Here is a 21,163-nt window from a genome sequence, read left to right as displayed (position 1 = left end):
TTTCATATAATTGCCTCTGAACATTTTATAAACTCAGATACAGCTTTTGGTAACATTTGTTTTAACTGAGAATATGCTATTTCATTTTGAGTCAATATGCCATAAAATTTATCGATTGAAATTCTATAAACTCTTTTGTGACTTATATTACTTTCTTAAGTGGCTATTACCCATTTTTCGTAACAGCAATCATCTAAATTGAAATCAACTAAATAACAAATTGAATTTTTATAAAGTTTTGCTTATTTTGCAAGTTTCTCAAAAATTGCGTCTTCAAAATTCTGACGCATAGGATTCGATAGAAACATTGCAAACATAGTATCATCAGTAGCCTTCACATCATATCCACTCAAAATGCCCACTTCATATCCCCAAAAATTGTTCATGAAAAGTCCCTATCGAATTATTGATAGATTTATCAATTTGTCGTAAAATTTCGGATTGAATAAGACTTTCTTCGTCAATGTCATTAAACTTTGAGTCGAACCTGAGTTTAATGGTATCGACTTTATTACTGTAAAATGACTTTTTACTCACATTATTCTTCGCTTTTAAATAGGCTTTATGAAGATTGGCTATGCAGTGGAGTAGATGTTGATCTGAGATGTAACTAACGTATTTATTTTTCATTAATTATTGGATTTAAGATTCATGGGCTAAAATAACCTATTTACCCAAATTTTAAAATTTTTTCAACACAAACAATCCAAATCCAATCCATTTCTCGTAGATGTATTTGAAAGAAGATTAAACAATGATATCATGAAAATATAGCGGACATCTGCAGTTGAGCTATTATCTAATGAACTGGGTTATGCATTTGTTAAATTTAGCAACGTATAAGGTATGGAGGGAAAGGATGGAAAAAGGGAAAAAGTGCATTTATGAAAACTAAATAGCTTTAAGGTCGTTCAGCGCTTTAACGAAACTATTTATCATCAAAATAATTGCCTTTTACCCTGTTCGCCAAATTGTTTTCTCCACGCCTCATAGACAGGTGTGGTTTAATAATGGGTAATATACAAAGGGCTTTCCAGCTTGTGAGAGTCCTTTGTTTTTAAACCTTTATCGAATTATTGAATATTCTGCCAATAATCTTTCTTTCAAATCCAAGTTATCTTTATTAAGCCATTGAATAAGAATGTATTTTGTGTAAATTTGATTCAAACTTATGATGCTGTTTTTGTTTAACAACACAGTAGATTATCGAAAAATCTTATTTCACAAACACTAATACATTCACGAGAGAAAACACTCATGTCTAAACGTAAAACAATTATAGCTGAAGAGGCTCTCGTGTCGTTGCTCCAGAGCAAAGACGAGCGAGGATTCTCCATCTTGTATGACAATTACTCATCGGCACTTTATGGCGTTGTTCTGAAAATAGTTCGCTCAGAAGAAACCGCCGCCGATGTCATGCAAGATGCCTTTGTAAAGATTTGGAAGAATATAGAAGCCTATAATCGAACCAAAGGAACATTATTTACTTGGATTCTGAATGTGGCACGAAATACGGCCATTGATAGAATACGCTCGCAGGAATTTCAGAATTCTCAGCGAAATCAAGACCTTGATACCAGTATTAATTTTATTGATAATCAAGAAAGTAGTCAGTTTGATATTGACGCTATCGGAATCAAAAAGGTAGTCGAAAACTTACGCCCAGAATACCAACAGATGATAGATTTACTCTATTTTCAGGGTTATACACAGGCGGAAGTTGCGGACGAATTTGGGATTCCATTAGGCACGGTGAAAACCCGTGTGAAAGCCGCCATCGTACAGTTAAGACAATATTTTGTAGAATTTGGAATGGTATTTCTATTAGGAATTTTAGCCACAGTTATATGAACACGAAGGAATATATAGAATCAGGAATCATAGAAAGTTACGTGCTGGGAATAACCACTGCCGGGGAGTCGGCAGAAGTGGAACGACTGGCGTTGGAATACCTTGAAGTACAAGCAGAAATAGAATCGGTAAGCAATACAATTGAAAATTACGTTTTGCAATACGAAAAAGAACCACCAGCATTTTTGAAAGATAAAATTATGGCAGAACTTTTTAGCGAACCAATTTCAGCCGATCGTTTTCAATCAGCGGTACACGGAGGACAATCAACAGTAGCAAACCAACAATTGGCGGGTGACAGCAATCAATCAGCCGTTGGCAGTGAAAATTTATCGGAGGATAGCAAGAAAATTAACGAAAATCCTCGTGAAATTGTAAGTTTAAGTGGTGCCTCAGCTCCACAGCGTTCAATATTCAGAATGGCAGCCTCGTGGGTTTTGTTGGCTTTGAGTATTGCTGGAAATATCTGGTTTTTTAAAAATTGGAAGAATTCAGAAGATAAATTAGTGGCGCTTGAAACACAAAATCAAGTTCTTGCTCAACAAGGTCAAGCCCTTAAAGCGAGTTATCAAGAAGAAGTGGCAATTTTACAAAACACTGATTTCAAGGTAATTAAATTGGTTGGACAACCAGTATCCCCAACGGCAAAAGCATTGATTTATTTTGATAAAAACAAAAACGAAGTCTATTTGTCAGCTTTGCAATTGCCACAAGCCCCAACGGGTAAACAATACCAATTATGGGCAATTATAGATGGCAAACCCGTGGATGCTGGAATGATAAATGGAAATACGAATATTGTGAAAATGAAGTCCCTGACAAATGCCGTTGCTTTTGCAATCTCCTTAGAAAATACGGGTGGAAGTACCACTGAAGCAGGACCTAAAGGGGTGATTTATGTAATGGGGGCGGTGTAAAACGGGTTTGTCAAATTACGAAGCGATGTTTCTTAAATATTTGACCATTAAAATTAAAATAACCTTGGCTGTGGAATGGACAAGGTTATTTTTTTGTTAGACATTTGTTGGTATATTTACAAAGGAAATTTACCACAAAAAAAGAAAGAATATGAACAAGTATCAGGTATGTGTATTTTTTAGTGTAGATGAAGAGTTTATGAATCTCGTTCCAAAACACCGTGGGGTTATTAGTGACCTTATTTTGAAAGGAGTAATTGATTGTTACGCTATTTCAGCGGAGGTAGGGCGTGGATGGATAACGATGAATGCCAAGGACAAATTAGATATTCATAAGCAACTTGAACGCTCGCCTTTATACAAATATTTTGAATTGGAAATCGACCAATTGATGATTTATGATTCCCAAATGTATCGTTTCCCGAAAATGGTTTTGAATTAACGACTCCCAAAAATAGCCGAACCAACCCGCACAAGCGTTGAACCTTCCTCGGCTGCAATCAAATAATCACCCGACATTCCCATGGATACTTCCTTCAATTGTAGGGTTGCAGTAGGTGGAGATTGGGTTTTTAAAGTTTCAAAAAAAGCTTTCAATCCTCTAAACTCTGAGCGAATTTGTTCTTGATTATCCGTAAAAGTAGCCATACCCATTACACCCACAATTCTCACGTTTTTCATCGTCTTAAATTCTTCAGAATCCAAGATTTCACGGGCTTCATCTTCGGATAATCCAAATTTAGTTTCTTCTTTAGCGATGTATATTTGCAGTAAACAATCAATCACTCGATTGTTTTTAAGCGCTTGTTTATCAATTTCTTGCAACAATTTCAAAGAATCGACCGAATGAATCATCGAAACAAACGAAGCCATGTATTTGACTTTATTAGATTGTAAATGTCCAATCAAATGCCATTCAATGTCTTTGGGTAAAACTTCCCATTTTTCCACCATTTCTTGGACTTTATTTTCTCCAAATACCTTGCAATTTCCATCATAAGCCGCTTGTAAGTCGGCTAAGGGTTTAGTTTTTGTCACAGCGATTAACCGTGCAGAGGTTTTCGCTAAAGCGGTGTTGATTTTTTCTATATTTTGTGATATATTCATTGTCAATTTTACAATTTTTTGCGTTATCAATTCTAATAACTTAGATTTGTAAAATTAAACATAGTTATTGAATAAATTTTACAAATAATACCTAAGTATAATCGTTTAATAATTAACACGACCAATAAATTATCATAAATCAAAATGGAGTACAACCCCAACAGGCAGAGCGAAAATAAACTCAAAATTGCAGTGGCAGTCCTCGGACTGTTGACCATTGCTTTAGGTTTTTTATATTTCCGTGAACGTCAGAATAATCGCAAGGTTGAAGAGATTTCAACCACCCAAGCCAAAGAATTATTATCAGCAAATATTAAATTAGACTCAATTGAAAACCAGCTAAATAGTAAAATTGTTGAGATAAGGAAATTAGGAGGAAACGTTGATGAATTAATCCGTGCTAAGACCCAACTGCGAGCCGATAAAGTGGCATTACAGAAGATGGAAGGCTTTTCTGTAAAAAAATACGAGACAAAAATTAAAGATTATTTGGCTTTATTGGGGCAAAAAGACGTACAATTAGTTACTTTGCGCAGAGAAAATGGAATTTTATCAGCCCAAAATGATTCTTTGAGCAAGGAAACAAAAAACCTTTTGGAAGATATTTCTTTCGCCCAAAAAGCCTTGAGTGACTCTGCAACAAATTATTCGCTAAAACAAAAAGAACTCTCCGACCGTGCCAAAGAAGTGGAAGCTCGCAATCGTGAATTGAACGATAAAGTTTCGCAAGCAGCGGCATTGCGTGCAGAAAGTATTAATACTTATGCCATTTCGACCAAAGGGAAAGAAAGTGACGGAGGAATTTATCGCTCAAAAAGGGTTGATAAAGTACGGATTACGTTCTATTTGCAAGAAAATCAAATAACAACTCGTGAAGCCAAAACAATTTATTTGAGAATTCTTGACCCATCGGGTGCCACTGTTGCAGACATGGCAACGGGTTCGGGTACATTCTCGTACAAAGGCAGAGAAACCACTTATACTGCCAGACAAAAAATATTGTTCGATAATTCACACCAGTCAGTTGAATTTGTTTACAGTCGTGGGCAGTCTTATAAAGAAGGCAAACATATCATTGAATTATACGCAGAGGGCTATCGGATAGGTGAAGGAGTTTTTGAAGTGAAATAGGATTAGTTATCAGTTAATAAATGCAAAAAGAGGAGTTGATTTTGGAACTTAATGTTCTGGATATCAACTCCTTTTTAACTTTTAAAATATCTCAATCTTACTAAACCCTCGACTGTCTTTTTGTAGTCTAATTTGGGTTGAAATTCTTTCTTTTATTGATTCTACGTGTGAAATAATTCCAATATTTTTCTGACCTTCTTGTTGTAATTTTTCTAAGGTACATAGAGCCGTTTCAAGCGTTTCAGGGTCAAGCGTTCCAAAACCTTCATCAATAAAAAGGCTTTCTAATTTCACATTTCGTGAAGCTAAATCTGATAAAGCCAGCGCCAGCGACAAACTAATCATAAAAGTTTCTCCGCCCGAAAGTGTTTTAACTGACCTTCGTTCATTGCCCATGTATTGGTCAAGAACCATTAATTCATCGTCTTCTTTTTCCGTTGGTTTATCCAACAAATAACGATCTGAAAGTTCGGATAAACGTTTGTTTGATAGTGCAATAAGTCTTGAAAGGGTTAATCCTTGAGCGAAAGTGCTAAATTTTTTTCCTTCCGAATCGCCAATATAGCGGTCTAAAAGCTCCCATTTTAAATTAGATTTTTCTAAGATTTCTAATTCCTTACTAATATTGGTAACTTCATTTTTATTTTCTATTTGAATTCTTAATAATAGCTTCGTTTCATCTAATTCTTTGGCAACATTTTCTTTGTCAGATTGAAGCTTTGTAATGCCAGCATCGAGTTCTTCCAAAGTGATGGCATCATTATCACATTTCTCTTTTAATGTCAAATCGTTTTTGCGGTCATCAACTATTTTGATTAACGCATTGATTTGAGTTCTGATTCGCTCTTGATTCGCCCTAATTGCCTTCGCCTCATCGGGTGTGAGTAAATAAGATTTTAAATCATCAAGATCTTTAAATCCACCCGATTGTATTTGACCCATTAATTCATTTTCTATTGATAGAATAGACGTATTTTTTTCATCAACTTCTTTCTCTAAATCTTTGATTAACAATTTGTCCGATGTGATTTTTGTACTAATTGATGATAGATTACTTTGAAATTTATCACAGTCTGAATTTATATTAGTTCCTGAATATAAGGTAATTGTTTTTGCTTTTAGCTCATTATTTTTGCCTTGAATTCCAATTATTTCTTTTACTTTCCTGTATAAATTCAGCAAAAAGTCCCTGTCTCCCATTGATTTCTCCAACAGTCCAATAGTTGTGATTTGTGAATCTTTCAATACAATTTGTTCTTCTACCCAAGCTAAATTCCCTACCTTTTCAAGTAATAAAAGTTGTTTTATTTTATTGATTTCATCAAGATTTTGCTGACGTTTTTCGCTAAAAATTATCTTTCTCACTTCTTCTTTTTTAGCAACTTGACGAGCCGTTTCAATCTTTGAACTTAGCGTATTTATTTGCTTAGTTTGCTCTTTTTGTCTTGCTTTTTGGGCAATTATTTGTTGGTCGATTTCAACGTAATTATTGGCATAATGACTTAAAAAGGGGTGTTCAATTGAACCACAAAGAGGACATGGTTCGTCTTTTTTAAGAAGATTATTTCGTTCTTTATCAAAATTAAATGTCTTACTTAATTTACCTTTTTCCAGCTCTAAATTTTCAATTTCCAACTCAATTTTAATTAAGTCTTCTTGTAATTTTTCAAGAATTAAAATACTTTCTTCGATAAACTTAGTTTGTGATTTTTCCTCAATTTCTGATTCATTAACACCTTTTTGTGCTTCCGTAAAATCCTTAATTCTCCCACTCAACTCAATATAATGTTTTCTATTGAGTTCAAACTTGTCTTTTTGAAAATTCAGTAATTCAATATCTTCAATCTCAATAAATTTCAACCATTCCGTTTGCTTTTTTTTGCGTTCTTCAGCTATTCCCGTAATGGCAAGTAACGATATTTCTGAAAGAGCATTTAATTTGATGGCAGACAAATCTATGTTTTTCAAAGAAGCAATAATTTCTTGAATTTGAGTTTGTTGTTGGGTAAGAATACTTTCTTGATTCCGTTGTTGATTGGATAATTCATTTACATTATCTCTGAATTCTTGAATATCTTGAACCGCATTTTCAAAAGTCGTTTCTGCCTTTATTAATGTATTGATTGATTGTAAAATTTCTACTAATTTTTTCTTGTTTTCAATCAACTCTCTTTGTCCATTTCCTAAACGAATTTTCAAATTTGCTTGAATTTGCTTCTTGTTTTCAAGATTCAAAATTCGTTCCCTAAAAGGTTCAGCTGCTTCATGATTCGCCAATAAAGGAGCTTTTTCAAGTTCAAATAGTTGCCATTCTGCTTGTATATTTGCTTTTTCTTCTTCTTTTTGCGTAATAACTTCACGAAGAACCTTTAACTCATTTTTTAATGTGATTTTACTTTTATATAATTCTAACCTTTCTTCCGTTTCTTTAATTTCGTTGCTCTTTTGAGTGATTTCAGTAATCCATTTTTGTTCTATTTCATCGTTTACTAATTTATCCGAAATTCTATTTTTTTGTTGTCTTTTCTCACTCAACAAACCGCCTTTTTCTTTAAAAATTTGATACGCTTTTTGACCTAATTGACGATAAATTTGCATACCAGTAATATCTTCCAATAATTTTCCTCGTTCATCTTTTCCCGACTTTAAAAACTTGGAAAATTCCCCTTGTGAAAGCAAAATCGACTTCACAAATTGGTCGTAACTTAAACCGATAAACCGTTGATTTCGCTCGGGTACCTCGGTCTTTTTATCAGTAATAATTGTCCCAGAAATTTTTTCAACAATCTCCATTCCGTAGTCGTTGAGGTTATTATTTCTATTGATATTTATCCACCATTTTGAAATATAAGTTGCTGATTTTGAGATATATTCAACTTCCACGCAACATTCTTTTTCACCCCGTGTTAAGATAGAACCGCCCGCTCCGACAAGGTCTTTAGAGATTTTTTTGTCGAATCTTGGCACACGATTATACAACGCCAACGTGATAGCGTCTAAAAGTGTAGATTTACCTGCACCCGTTGGTCCAACTATAGCAAAAAGACCTGCACCCGACAATGGATCTAAAGTGAAATCAATGGTATGTTCTCCTTTAAAAGAGTTAATATTTTTAAGGTATATTCTATTAATTTTCATTTGCTATGCGGGCGATAAATGCTAATAAATATGAGTGTTTTAGTTTTCTTCTTTTACTAATTGTAACAATTCAGTAAAAGCCTCCATCAGTAAAATCCGATGCGCTTCCGATAAGCCATTCTCTTTTTCCAGGCGCTTCAACAAAATTTCTGTTTCAGTAATATCATCAATATTTTGTCCTTCGTGAAACAGTTCATCGGTGCTACTGACTTCGTTAGTAAATTTAATTTTTTGTTTTAGAATACAAGCACGGTCGTCATTAAATACCGAAACAATTTCGTTTAATTCTCTGATTAACAAAGGGTTATGCGATTCTTCTATAACTTCTACTTCCAAAAATGCCTTCAAAATTGAGTCGTGTGAGAAATCTGTTAGAAGGCTTTTGACTTTTATGAAATCTCCTCCTATTTTTTTAAGAACCCTGAATTTTGGCACTGAAATTTCTTCTATTCTTTTAATTTTACCCAATTCAATTTCTAATTCAATTACAATTTTTAAATCACTTTTTTCACTAAAGCTCAGTGCAATTGGTGAACCTGAATAACGAATATGTTCCTTACCGCCAACTCGTTGCGGACGATGAATATGCCCAAGTGCCACATAATCAAACGTTTCTGAGAAATCAGATTCTCCAAAAGCTGCTAAATTGCCGATTTGAATTTCTCTTTCAGACTCGGAAGTAATTGAACCCTGTGCATATAAATGCCCCATAGCAATAACGGGTGTTGTCGCATGATTTTCACGACAATAGGCAGCTAAACTCTCATAATGATTTTTGATACCATTTCTAACTGCCTCCACACGTCCATTAACCCCCTCTGCTTCCACTGCTTGCCTAATATCCATATCTTTTAAATAAGGAACTGCACAAATTATTACCTCTCTTAAATCAAAAATTTCATCCTCAATATTAGCGGTTGCTCCTCCAACCACAACCACGTCCAACAATGATAAAATATCTTTAGGGGCGTTGAGCATAGAAGCCGAATCATGGTTCCCACCCGTAATGATAATTTTACATTTCTGTTCAATCATTTGACGTAGAAACCAATAATATAAAGCCCTTGCTTCGGTTGGTGGATTAGAAAGGTCAAAGACATCACCAGCAATTAATAAAACATCAATTTCACGTTCTTTTATGGTTTTAATGAGCCATTCAAAGAAGAGTTGATGTTCTTCGATGAGGTCTTGCTTATGGAGGCGTTTACCCAAATGCCAGTCGGCAGTATGTATGATTTTCATGGTTTTGTGGAATAATTCGAGGGTGCAAATTACTGAAATATTGTGGTTTATTGATGTCATACCATAAACAAAAAGCGGTCTGCAAATCAAAGATTCACAGACCGCTTTTAATATTTTACTCAACTCAAATTACACCAAAGCAATTCTTTTGAAAGAACTGATGGTCAATCCTTTTTGCGTTTGCTCTAATAATTGTTTGATATTGATTGAACCGTCTTTTACAAATTGTTGATTCAATAAAGTAGATTCTTTATAGAATTTCTCTAATCTACCCGCTGCAATTTTATCCAACATTGCTTCTGGTTTTCCTTCTTGACGAGCTTGGTCTCTACCAATTTCAATTTCACGCTCAATCGTTACAGAATCAACATCACCTTTATCCAAAGCAACGGGTTTCATAGCCGTGATTTGCATTGCAATATCTCTACCAACTTCTTGAACATCGATGCCTTGTGTATTTGTGAACGCCACTAAAACACCAATTTTATTATTTGAGTGAATATATGAAACTACTTTCTCAGCCGTCACATTTTCATAACCAGCAACATTGATTTTCTCACCAATTTTACCAGTCAATTCAATGATTGCTTCTTGTGCAACACGTCCATCAGCCAAAGTAGAAGTCAATAAAGCATCTTTATCTGCTACATCATTCGCTACCGCAGAAGCCAATAAAGCATTGGCTAAATTAGAAAAGTCGGCAACCTTTGAAACTGGATCAGTTTCGCAAGCTAAAGCTACTAATTTACCATTTGTACCGTCAGCACTAATTGCAATCAATACTACACCTTCGTTTGTTTCGTTATCTGCACGTTTAGCGGCCACTTTCTGACCAGCTTTACGGAGAATATCAATGGCGGCTTCAAAATCACCACCTGCTTCAGTAAGGGCTTTCTTACAATCCATCATGCCCGAACCAGTCATTTGTCTTAATTTATTAACGTCTGCTGCTGAAATAGCCATTATCTTGTTAATTTTATTTTTTGAAAGTTATAATTTAGAAATGATTTAGAAAAATCATTTTGGAATACTGTTTTAATTCAAATAGCCCACAGAAACCTATGGGCTATTTGAATCAAACACTTACTTTTAAATCTAAGAACAAATAATTGTTCATTATTAATTCTTGCTTATTCATTAAAATTAGTCTTCTTTTTCGTATTTAGCCACAACCTTAGCTGCTTCTTTTTCTGCTTCTAAATCCACTAAACGTTTAGCTTCTTCTTCTTCAGCCATACGAGCATCGTCTTTATCTTGCTTGCGTTCCATCAAGCCTTCTTCGATTGCTTTACCAATTGCTAAAGTAATTAAAGCGATTGATTTGTAAGCATCATCATTAGCTGGGATTGGGAAATCTACTAAATCAGGGTTTGAGTTAGTATCACACATCGCAAATACTGGAATAGCCAAACGTTGTGCTTCTGCTACTGCAATATGCTCACGCTTAACATCTACTACGAAAAGAGCAGCAGGAAGACGAGTCAATTCGGTGATACCACCCAATACTCTTTCCATTTTCTCTTTATCACGAGACATCATCAAACGTTCACGTTTTGCCAAGGCTTTTACTGTTACTTCGTCTTTCAACAATTTGTCAATCGTACCCATTTTCTTGATAGACTTTCTAACTGTTTGAAAGTTAGTAAGCATACCGCCCAACCAACGATCAGTAACGTAAGGCATTTTTAAACGACGAGCTTCTTCTGAAACAATTTCTTGCGCTTGTTTCTTCGTAGCAACAAACATGATTTTGCGTCCGGAGCGTACGATAGCTTTGATAGCATTACAAGCTTCGTCTAAACAACCTAATGTTTTGTTCAAATCAAGAATGTGAATACCGTTTTTTTCCATGAAAATAAACGGAGCCATTCTTGGATCCCACTTACGTGTTAAGTGTCCAAAGTGAACACCAGCATCTAATAATTCTTTGTATTCTAATTGTGCCATTTGTTGTAGGTGTTAGGGATTAGGGATTAGGGATTAGTATTTCAAATACCTAATAATCAATAAGCCTTTAACCTTAAAAAGATTAAAATGAAAATGAAAAAATATTGGCAAAGCACCGGTCACTGTAAGCTTTGCCAATGAAATATGAAGAATTTAGAAATGGATATGATAGATGGCAAGAAACCTAATCCCTAACACCCAACCCCTGATTCCTAAAATACTATCTTTTCGAGAATTGGAATTTCTTACGAGCCTTCTTCTGACCTGGTTTCTTACGCTCTACCATACGTGGATCACGGGTAAGGAATCCTTCTTTTTTCAAAGCTGGACGACGCTCAATGTCGATTTCTTGTAAAGCACGAGCAATTGCTAAACGAAGTGCCTCCGCTTGACCTTTACTTCCGCCACCTCCAATGTTTACTTTAACATCATAAGTCCCTTCGGTCTTCGTTAAAGCAAATGGTTGGTTAACAATGATTCTTAGGATTTCAGATGGAAAATAGTTTTCCAACGTACGGCCATTTATCAAATATTCGCCTTTGCCTGGAGTCATATAAAGACGGGCAACGGCTGTTTTTCTTCTTCCTAATGTATTGGTTACTTCTGCCATTTTTTTTTATAGCTGTGAGTTATGAGTTACGAGCTATGAGATAAATTCATAATTCACAAATCATAATTCATTATTAGAATTTAATTTCAGTTGGTTGTTGTGCTGAGTGAGGATGTTCCGAACCTGCATATACATAAAGGTTAGTAAACAACTTGCTTCCCAAACGGTTTTTTGGCAACATACCTTTCACGGCAGATTCCATAATTCCTCTTGGGTTTTTAGCCAACACTTCTCTTGGTGTAGCAAAACGCTGACCACCTGGATAGCCCGTATGACGGATATAAACCTTATTGTTCAATTTCTTGCCAGTAAAACGAATTTTCTCAGCATTGATAACAATAACATTATCACCACAATCCACGTGCGGTGTATATGAAGCCTTGTGTTTACCACGCAAAATCATTGCGATATGAGAACTCAAACGACCTACAATTTGGTTTTCTGCATCAACAACAACCCATGCTTTTTCAACAGAAGCAACGTTTGATGAGATGGTTTTATAACTTAAAGTATCCACTTTATTATTGGTTAAAAGTCCGATAATATTTTCTCATAGAAAGCACCTTTGCCACAAGGTGTTATAAAATTGTACTTACGCTGGACTTTTATTAAGATTCGTAAATATTTCTTTTATACATCAGACGTTGGAACGACTCTGATTTTCAATGATTTGTCCTTTATTTCTTTCCGAACGGGCATCCAGTTTAAATTTGGGAACGCAAAATTAGTGAATGTTTTGAGTATATGCAAAGACATTTTAAAAAGTTTTGGTAGTTTTCTGAAAAAGGCCTTTATTTACCAATTTGCCTACAACCCAAGTATTAACGTTTAATAAAAAATGGCTATTTTCTTTTGAAAAAAGAAAAGGTTTACTTTACTTTACGTTCAAATACCTAAATTTCCTAAGTAGATAAATTAATTTAAAGAAACTGGTTGCTTATTCGTCGATAGTAACCTGCATTAATCTCTCAGCATTAACTCAATCCCCCGATTATTTTAATGTTTGATTTTTGTGATGTTTCCAAATCTTTCTTTACTGCCTTCGTATTGCTGGGTGTTATCTTCCATGCCTTACATATCAAAAGTTTTTTTTCAAAAAAAAAGTTCATATGATTCTAACCGCCTGAATCAATAAGCACTCGCTTCCTTGTCTGTAATTATTTTAAAAAAATGGCAAAGCTCTTTCAATGGATTATTATGTCCTTTCAAATAGCCTTGATTTCAATGCTGTGTTTTACCTGACACTCGTTGGATGAAGTTGTGTTTCCTAATCTAAATTATATTAAATATTATGTCTAACTCTACTTGTTGGCTGTCATTTTTTGACAGTTCGAGTCGCTTGTTGTTACCCCCCAACAACTTGCGAAACAGTTTGACGAAACTCTTCCTCTTTTTTGTAAGAGGAAGAGTGCGTCTATTCGCTTCGGTCGCCTTTACGGTGTTGATGACTATATTTTTTAGTCAATCTTCTTTCGCTCAAGAGCTAATTGTAAATCCTGGTTTTGAATCAAAATTGACTGGTTGGCAGTCAAGTAAAAGCCCAATTAGAACGATTGTTGGTACAAATCCTATTCACAGTGGGGTTTATGCGGCACACATCGATAATACTTATCAAGACAGTGAGTATTTCTTTCAAAACCTTAATGCTTCGCCTTTCGGGAATTATACGTTTTCGGTTTGGGCGATGGTTCATGATGCTTCAAAATGGAGCTCAGTAGGTGTTAATGTCTATGATGTTAATTGGAAGAAAATAACTTCGGCAAGTGTTGAAATGCAGGTAAATAGTACGTCTTTTCAAAAATATTCTAAAACTTTTAGCGTGCCGAGTAATGCTCGTTATTTACAGGTTTTTGGTTATACAGAATGGACAGTATTGAAGGTTGATGATTTCTCACTTACGCAGTCTGTGGGTGGTACGCCTACTGGAACGGTTACTAAAAATTGTAAAATCGAAAATTTCAGGAAATGTGATGGTACAAATGTAGGTTATGGACCTTGGCTGAACATTTTGGTGAATGGTGCTGGTGGTGGAAGTAATAATGAATATAATGTTAGTGCTTTGACTTGGCAAGAATACAGTGATAATACGGCAACAGTTAAAGGAACAATTACTAAGAAAAGTGATGCTACGGTTGCTTTCGCAGTTGATTTACTATTAAGTGGAAAAACAACAAGTGGCTTAGGTCATTTTTCGCCTGTAAATAATACCGATTTTTGTGTGGGTCAGAAAGGAGCAGATTGGTATTTTTATCCTACTGCTTCTGGAACATTGATTGGTACAGGTTCGAGTGTAATTGGCTCTCAAATCAATGTGACCTTAGACCCCTCAATGCCTTGGCAAGTGGGTACGGGTGGAACAACTCGTTTTAAAAGTTCATTTGGTTCAAGTGCTTGGGTTGATATGTGCGTGGTTAAACAACCTACTACTGGAAAAGTATTAGCAGTTGGTACGGAAGGAACAGATTTTTATTTAGAAATGCCAGGTTGTACGCCTGTTGTTTGTAATAATGTAACATCAGGTGGAACAATTGGAACTAACCAAACGGGTTGTGGTTCTTTTGACCCTGTTGCTTTTAGGAGTGTTACTGACCCAACGGGTGGAAGTACAAATGCTTTGGAGATTGTATGGTTGAAAAGTACAACATCATCGGTGTTAACAACGGCTACACAAAGCCAATGGACAACAATCAATGGAGCAACAAGTTTGACTTACGATTCTGGTCCTTTGACTCAGACAACTTATTTCATTCGTTGTTCACGTAGAGCGGGTTGTACGGATTATGTAGGAGAAGCCAATGTTATTACGGTAACAGTTAATCCTTCATGTGCGGGGAAAGACCCGATTTGTTTATCTCGCAAAAGTGTAATTCAAAATACGAGTCTTTGCGGAGATGCTACAAAATCTTACAGTTTGTATTTTGAAGATTTAAAAGGAAATGTGGCTTGTCCAAGTCAATATTACACCTTAAAATCAGGTGAATTGACGGAGTTTTGTGACGGAACTGCGGTGTTGAATATGGTTGCGTGTGTTGTAGGTGGAGGAGCAAATGACTGCATCACGGCGGCAGTTAATTATTCAGGACGTACAGGAACACCTCCAGTTGGAAGTCCAGTTTCAAATACGCACTGTACTACTTATAACCCAAATACGGGTGATTGGTATTATTACCCAATTTCAAACGGTACTTTCACAGGTGCTGGTATTTACGCAGGTTTGACGGGTACATACACGCAAAATATGGCTGCCTTTCAAGTGGGAACGGGGGGCAGTTTGAACGATTTGTTAAAATCAGGAGGAAGTTCTTGGTTTAAAATCAACATTACCAACGGCGGTACTAATAAATGGACTTCGGTAACAACCAAAGGAGATATTAATATCAATTTGGGAACATCTACGAATATTGCTTCGGTAACGGCTACGGCTAATCCAAATTCAATTTGTAAAGGTTCGGATGTTAAATTGACAGCTATGATTGATGCGGCTTCAAAATCGGCTAATTGTTCACCATCTTATTCATGGGCTGGTTCAAACGGGTTCACAAGTACGCAAGCAACGGTAACAAATACCAATGTTCAAGGAGCAACCACTTATACGGTTACGGTAACTTTCACCGCAGTTAATGGTAGTAAATGTTCATTAACTGCCACCACTGCGGTAGCTTTAAATGCTGTTTGTTGTGATAATGTTACGAATGGAGGTCAAATTGGTTCAAATCAAAGAAATTGCGGAGCATTTGACCCAGCACCATTTACCAATGTTCAACTACCAACTGGTGGAACAGGAACGTTGGAATATATTTGGTTAAAAAGTACCACAGCAACAACATTTACGGCAGAAAATGCGGCTGAATGGTTTCCAATTGCGGGAACAAACAGCCCAACATTAGATGTGAATAGCATATCAGTAACTACGGCTTATCAACGTTGTTCTCGTCGTGCGGGTTGTACAGATTATGATGGAGAAACAAATGTAATTGTTGTAATAATTGATAAAATTCCAACTGCTCCAACGACAACGCCATCGGCAATTTGTGGAACAGGAAATGTTACTTTAGGAGCAACTTGTACAACTGGTGTTGCACAATGGTATGCTGCTACAACGGGTGGTATATACATAGCTACAGGAGAAAGTTTTACTACACCAAGTATCTCGGCATCAACTACTTATTATGTTGCTTGTAAATCGCCAGAAGGTTGTGAATCTTCTCCACGTACTGCCGTAATCGCAGGCATAAATTCAAGTGCAAATCCTCCAACGGTTACACCAGCAACTATTTGTGGCACGGGAACGGTAACATTAGGAGCAACTTGTACCACTGGAATTGTCACTTGGTATGTTGCTGCAACGGGTGGAACAGCATTGGCAATGGGAGCGAGTTTCACAACGCCAAGTTTAAATTCTTCGATCAATTATTATGTAAGTTGTAAATCATCCGCAGGTTGTGAATCTTCAAGAGTGGAAGTAAAAGCGACGGTTATCGGTAAGATTACGGATGGTGGAAAAATTCAAGCGGATGAAAGTATTTGTCCTGGTAAAACGCCTTCGTTAATCACGAGTGTAACGCCAGCGAGCGGTGGAGATGCGAGTTTAGCCATTGAATATATTTGGTTACAAACAACTTCATTAACGAATGGTGTTTGTCCACAAAATATTGTAGGTCAAACACTTTATACGCAGATTCCAAACCTAACGTCAACGGATTATCAACCAGGTGTAATCACGCAAACGACTTGTTATATTCGTTGCTCAAGACGTGCGGGTTGTACTGATTATATCGGCGGAGAATCAAATATTGTTAAGAAAACGCTTTTGGCAAATTGTCAAGGGAAAGATCCAATCTGTTTATCACGCAAAACGCCAGTAGAAAATACCTCAACTTGTGGTGATATTACTAAATCTTACGGATTATATTTCGCAGATTTGAAAGGAAATGTAGCTTCGCCTTCGCAATTATTCTCAGTAAAATCAGGCGAATTTACGGAATTCTGTGATGGTACGGCTGTTTTGAATTATACTGCTTGTGTAACAGGCGGTGGTGCAGGAGATTGTATAAATGTAGTGGTTAATTATTCGGGTCGTACAGGAACACCTCCAGTTGGAAGTCCAGTTCCAAATACGCACTGTACTAATTATAACCCAAATACGGTAGATTGGTATTATTATCCAACATCAAATGGAACATTCACGGGTGCAGGTATTTATGCGGGTATGACAGGTACATACACACAAAATATGGGTGCTTTCCAAGTGGGAACGGGTGGTAGTTTGAATGATATTGCCAAATTTGGAGCAAGTTCATGGTTCAAAATTAGCATCACAAACGGTGGCACGAATAATTGGAGTACAGCTTCAAAAGACGGAGATATTAATATCAACTTGGGTGCTTCTACAACAATTGCTTCGGTAACAGCTTCGGCAAATCCAAAAGCAATTTGCTCAGGAGACAAGGTAGATTTGACCGCTACAATTGAGTTGAATTCTAAATCTGCTAATTGCTCACCTTCGTATTCATGGGTAGGTTCAAATGGATTTACAAGTACGCAAGCAACGGTAACTAATACGAACGTTACTACTTCAACTACTTATACTGTTACGGTAACTTTCACAGCTATTAATGGTAGTAAATGTTCAGTAACTGCAACGACAGGCGTAACGGCTACTCCAATTACAAATCCTCCAACGGTAACGCCAGTGGCAATTTGTGGAACTGGAACGGTTACTTTGGGAGCAACTTGTACAACTGGAACGCCACAATGGTATTCAGTTTTAACGGGTAGTATGTACATTGCCACGGGAGCAAGTTACACAACACCAAGTATTTCAGCATGGACTACCTATTACGTAAGTTGCAAATCAGCTGAAGGTTGTGAATCGAGTAGAATTCCAGTAACAGCTACAGTTAATTCAGGCGGAGTTGCCCCAACGGTAACGCCAGCCACTATTTGCGGAACTGGCACGGTTACTTTAGGAGCGACTTGTACGACAGGAACGGCCCAATGGTACGTTGCTTCTGCGGGTGGTAATTCGATTGCTACGGGTGTCTCATTTACCACACCAAGTTTGACAACTTCAACTACGTATTATGTAAGTTGTAAATCAAGTGCTGGTTGTGAGTCTGTGAGAGTAGAAGTGAAAGCGACGGTGATTGGTAAGATTACGGATGGTGGAAAAATTCAAGCGGATGAAACGCTTTGTTTAGGCGGAACACCTGCAAAAATCACGAGTGTGAGCCCAGCGAGTGGAGGCGATGCCAGTTTAGCGATTGAATATTTATGGTTACAAACAACTTCTTTAACGAATGGTGTTTGTCCTTTAAATATTGTAGGACAGACGCTATATTCACCGGTTCCAAACACAAACACCGCTGATTATCAACCAGGAGCGATTACGGTTACAACTTGTTACATTCGTTGTGCCAGAAGAGCGGGTTGTACGGATTATATTGGAGGCGAATCAAATACGGTAAAGAAAACGGTTGAATTCGCTCCAAATGCCCCAACGGTAACGCCATCGGCAATTTGCGGAACGGGAACGGTTACTTTGGGAACTACTTGCACAACAGGAACGGCACAATGGTACGCTGCTTCAACGGGTGGAAATGCGATTGCTACAGGAGCCAGTTTCACTACGCCAAGTTTGACAATTTCAACTACGTATTATGTAAGTTGCAAGACAACCGCAGGTGGCTGTGAATCAGCAAGAACGCCAGTAACGGCTACGATAAATTCGGGTGGAGTAGCGCCAACGGTAACGCCAGCGACAATTTGCGGAACTGGAACGGTTACTTTAGGAGCTACTTGTACGACAGGAACGGCAACATGGTACGCAGCTTCAACGGGTGGAAATGCGATTGCTACGGGTGTCTCATTTACCACGCCAAGTTTGACGACAACGACTTTATATTATGTAAGTTGTAAATCAAGTGCTGGTTGTGAATCTCTGAGAGTAGAAGTAAAAGCGACGGTGATTGGTAAGATTACCGATGGCGGAAAAATTCAAGCGGATGAAACGCTTTGTTCAGGTGGAACTCCTGCAAAAATCACGAGTGTAACGACAGCGAGTGGAGGCGACGCCAGTTTAGCGATTGAATATTTATGGTTACAAACAACTTCTTTAACGAATGGTGTTTGTCCATTAAATATTGTAGGTCAGACGCTATATTCACCGATTCCAAACACGAATACAGCGGATTATCAACCAGGCGCTATCACGGTTACGACTTGTTATATTCGTTGTGCCAGAAGAGCGGGTTGTACAGATTATATTGGAGGAGAATCGAATATTGTGAAGAAAACCGTTACAAGTCCATTCACAATTTCAGCAACAACAAATCCAAATGCTGTATGTTCTGGAACAACGGTAAATATCACGGTAACAACAACCGCAACGGGAACAATTACTTATGCTTGGGCAGGACCAAATGGATTTACGGCTAATACAAAAGACGTAAGTATTCCAAATGCAACCTTGCTTGCCAATGGTATTTACACAGTTTCTGCTTCGAATGGCGGAGGTTGTTCAGCCGTTGCAACGGTAAATGTGAAAGTGGTTAATTGCTTGAAAATTGGTGATTTAGTATTCAACGATAAAAATAACAATGGTAAACAAGATGCAGGTGAGTTGGGTATTGCAGGAGTTACCGTTAAATTATTTGACAGTGCTAATAACCAAGTAGGAAGTTCAACAACGACTGATGCAAATGGAAACTATTTGTTCTCTAATTTGCCATCGGGTAATTATGTGGTTGAAATTTCTGCACCAGTAGGTTATAAATCATCGACAGGTACAAATGGCTCAGCAACCGGTGCTTACGAACCTGCGACAAGTCCAGCGGCGAATGTAAATAATGAAGATAACGGGACCACAACAAGCGGACAAATTATCAGAAGTAAACCAATTGTATTGACAACTACAGATAACACAAACGTTGATTTTGGATTATTTAGAACAGCGAAATTGGGCGATACTGTCTTCCGTGATTTTAATGGAGATGGTATTCAAGATGCAGGTGAAATTGGCGTTGCAGGCGTTACCGTGAAATTGTACGATAGTGCAAATAACGTAATTGCAACCACCACAACAGATGCAAACGGTAAGTATCTATTTGATAACTTAACAGCGGGTAATTACACTGTTGAATTCGTGAAATCAACTCTTCCATCAGGCTTTAATTTTTCTCCACAAGGAGCAACAACAACGCCAGATAAAGATAGCGATGCCAACGTAACAACGGGTAAAACGGGAACAATCACCTTAGCAGAAGGACAAACAAATAACGATATTGATGCGGGTGTAACAACACCATGTGATATTGATAAAATTCCACCTGTATTAACATCTTGTCCTTACGATGTGTTAATCAAAACCAGAGGAACATCAGCCATTGTAAGCTGGATTGCTCCAACGGCAACGGATAATTGTGGAACGCCAGTAGTTACTTCGACAAATGCCTCAGGTTCACAATTCCCAGTTGGTACTACTACGGTTACATACATCGCAACGGACGCCAAAGGAAATAAAACAACTTGTTCATTTAACGTAACTGTAGTGAAAATAATCACTTGCGATGTCGATACCCAAGCACCAGTATTCTATGATTGTCCAACGGATATTAATTTATTGGTACTTTACGGTACGCCAGCCATCGCAAATTGGGATCATCCATCAGTAGGCGATAATTGTGGTATTCCATCGGTAACTTTTAATTATTCACCAGGACAAGTATTTGCTCCAGGCGTAACAACGGTAATTTATACTGCCAAAGATGCCAAAGGAAATACTTCATATTGTATGTTTAAGGTGACTGTTAATGTATATTTAATAGGTGCAGTTTCTCCTTCAAAACCAACCTCTTCATCAACTCCTATCACTGGAGCAATGTCATCAAGAGTGGCAGCGACTGAAGAAGTGAAAGTGGGTGATGAAGTTTCTGTTTATCCAAATCCATCAAGTTCAGATTTCTCAATTGAGTTATCTTCAGAATTAATGAAGGCAAACAGTAGCGTAGAAGTTAGCGTATTCAGTATGATAGGTAACACACAATTCACGCAAACTGCCACGGGTACAGAACGTGTAAGTGTGAAAGTTCCAGTACAAGATATGCCAAATGGAACGTACTTCGTAAATGTAGGTTTAGACAACGGACGCATGATTATCAAGAAACTACAAATCGTTAAGTAGTCGTATTGGTAATAAAAATACAAGCCCTCATCAGTTTTA

15 protein-coding genes are annotated in these 21,163 nt (G+C 37.0%); 5 read left to right on the top strand and 10 right to left on the bottom strand.

From position 1 onward, the window contains the following. Positions 1-2: 2 nt before the first annotated feature. From AC1W31_RS10385 to AC1W31_RS10375, 3 genes are all read right to left on the bottom strand, one after another. The gene (locus tag AC1W31_RS10385; RefSeq protein ID WP_481734376.1) at positions 3-146 is read right to left on the bottom strand and encodes an Eco47II family restriction endonuclease; all 144 of its coding nucleotides are present in this window, start codon (positions 144-146) and stop codon (positions 3-5) included. Positions 147-242: 96 nt separating this feature from the next. Next, the gene (locus AC1W31_RS10380) at positions 243-386 is read right to left on the bottom strand and encodes a hypothetical protein (protein ID WP_481734369.1); all 144 of its coding nucleotides are present in this window, start codon (positions 384-386) and stop codon (positions 243-245) included. Further along, positions 364-630 carry an Eco47II family restriction endonuclease gene (locus tag AC1W31_RS10375; protein ID WP_481734368.1) on the bottom strand — a complete coding sequence of 89 codons (267 nt, stop codon included), beginning with the start codon at positions 628-630 and terminating at the stop codon, positions 364-366. The genes AC1W31_RS10380 and AC1W31_RS10375 overlap by 23 nt, the downstream gene beginning before the upstream one ends. 627 nt (positions 631-1,257) lie before the next feature. On the opposite strand from AC1W31_RS10375, the gene AC1W31_RS10370 reads away from it, so the two are divergent. The 3 genes from AC1W31_RS10370 (at position 1,258) to AC1W31_RS10360 (ending at position 3,210) form a co-directional block, all read left to right on the top strand. Further along, the gene (locus tag AC1W31_RS10370) at positions 1,258-1,851 is read left to right on the top strand and encodes an RNA polymerase sigma factor (protein WP_481734367.1); all 594 of its coding nucleotides are present in this window, start codon (positions 1,258-1,260) and stop codon (positions 1,849-1,851) included. Further along, entirely contained in the window at positions 1,848-2,768 is a 921-nt protein-coding gene (locus tag AC1W31_RS10365; protein WP_481734366.1) for an anti-sigma factor, read from the top strand. The genes AC1W31_RS10370 and AC1W31_RS10365 overlap by 4 nt, the downstream gene beginning before the upstream one ends. Positions 2,769-2,919: 151 nt before the next feature. Beyond that, on the top strand, positions 2,920-3,210 hold the full coding sequence (locus AC1W31_RS10360; RefSeq protein ID WP_481734365.1) for a hypothetical protein: 291 nt from the start codon (positions 2,920-2,922) through the stop codon (positions 3,208-3,210). On the opposite strand, the gene AC1W31_RS10355 is transcribed toward AC1W31_RS10360, so the two are convergent. Beyond that, positions 3,207-3,875 carry a YggS family pyridoxal phosphate-dependent enzyme gene (locus AC1W31_RS10355; RefSeq protein WP_481734364.1) on the bottom strand — a complete coding sequence of 223 codons (669 nt, stop codon included), beginning with the start codon at positions 3,873-3,875 and terminating at the stop codon, positions 3,207-3,209. The genes AC1W31_RS10360 and AC1W31_RS10355 overlap by 4 nt on opposite strands. Before the next feature lie 144 nt (positions 3,876-4,019). Between AC1W31_RS10355 and AC1W31_RS10350 the strand changes: the two genes are divergently transcribed. Continuing rightward, positions 4,020-5,006 carry a zinc ribbon domain-containing protein gene (locus tag AC1W31_RS10350; protein ID WP_481734363.1) on the top strand — a complete coding sequence of 329 codons (987 nt, stop codon included), beginning with the start codon at positions 4,020-4,022 and terminating at the stop codon, positions 5,004-5,006. Positions 5,007-5,087: 81 nt separating this feature from the next. On the opposite strand, the gene AC1W31_RS10345 is transcribed toward AC1W31_RS10350, so the two are convergent. The 6 genes from AC1W31_RS10345 to rplM all read right to left on the bottom strand — a co-directional run bounded on the left by AC1W31_RS10345 (position 5,088) and on the right by rplM (position 12,460). Continuing rightward, positions 5,088-8,144, bottom strand: a complete 3,057-nt coding sequence (locus AC1W31_RS10345) for an AAA family ATPase (RefSeq protein WP_481734362.1) — start codon at positions 8,142-8,144, stop codon at positions 5,088-5,090. Between the two features lie 39 nt (positions 8,145-8,183). Next, a complete protein-coding gene (gene sbcD / locus AC1W31_RS10340; RefSeq protein ID WP_481734361.1) occupies positions 8,184-9,386 on the bottom strand; it encodes an exonuclease subunit SbcD in 1,203 nt (400 codons plus the stop codon). Between the two features lie 129 nt (positions 9,387-9,515). Continuing rightward, on the bottom strand, positions 9,516-10,349 hold the full coding sequence (gene tsf, locus AC1W31_RS10335) for a translation elongation factor Ts (RefSeq protein ID WP_481734360.1): 834 nt from the start codon (positions 10,347-10,349) through the stop codon (positions 9,516-9,518). A gap of 180 nt (positions 10,350-10,529) precedes the next feature. Then, complete coding sequence (gene rpsB / locus AC1W31_RS10330; protein ID WP_481734359.1) at positions 10,530-11,333, bottom strand: 30S ribosomal protein S2; 804 nt, start codon at positions 11,331-11,333, stop codon at positions 10,530-10,532. Positions 11,334-11,553: 220 nt separating this feature from the next. Next, positions 11,554-11,943, bottom strand: a complete 390-nt coding sequence (rpsI, locus tag AC1W31_RS10325; protein WP_481734358.1) for a 30S ribosomal protein S9 — start codon at positions 11,941-11,943, stop codon at positions 11,554-11,556. A 73-nt stretch (positions 11,944-12,016) separates the two neighbouring features. Then, a complete protein-coding gene (gene rplM, locus AC1W31_RS10320) occupies positions 12,017-12,460 on the bottom strand; it encodes a 50S ribosomal protein L13 (RefSeq protein ID WP_481734357.1) in 444 nt (147 codons plus the stop codon). Positions 12,461-13,315: 855 nt separating this feature from the next. Between rplM and AC1W31_RS10315 the strand changes: the two genes are divergently transcribed. Then, positions 13,316-21,124, top strand: a complete 7,809-nt coding sequence (locus AC1W31_RS10315; RefSeq protein WP_481734356.1) for an Ig-like domain-containing protein — start codon at positions 13,316-13,318, stop codon at positions 21,122-21,124. Positions 21,125-21,163 lie beyond the last annotated feature (39 nt).

The organism is Arcicella sp. (assembly GCF_964672035.1).
The sequence above is the reverse complement of the archived record's forward strand: the minus strand, read 5'-3'. Positions and strand labels throughout refer to the sequence as shown.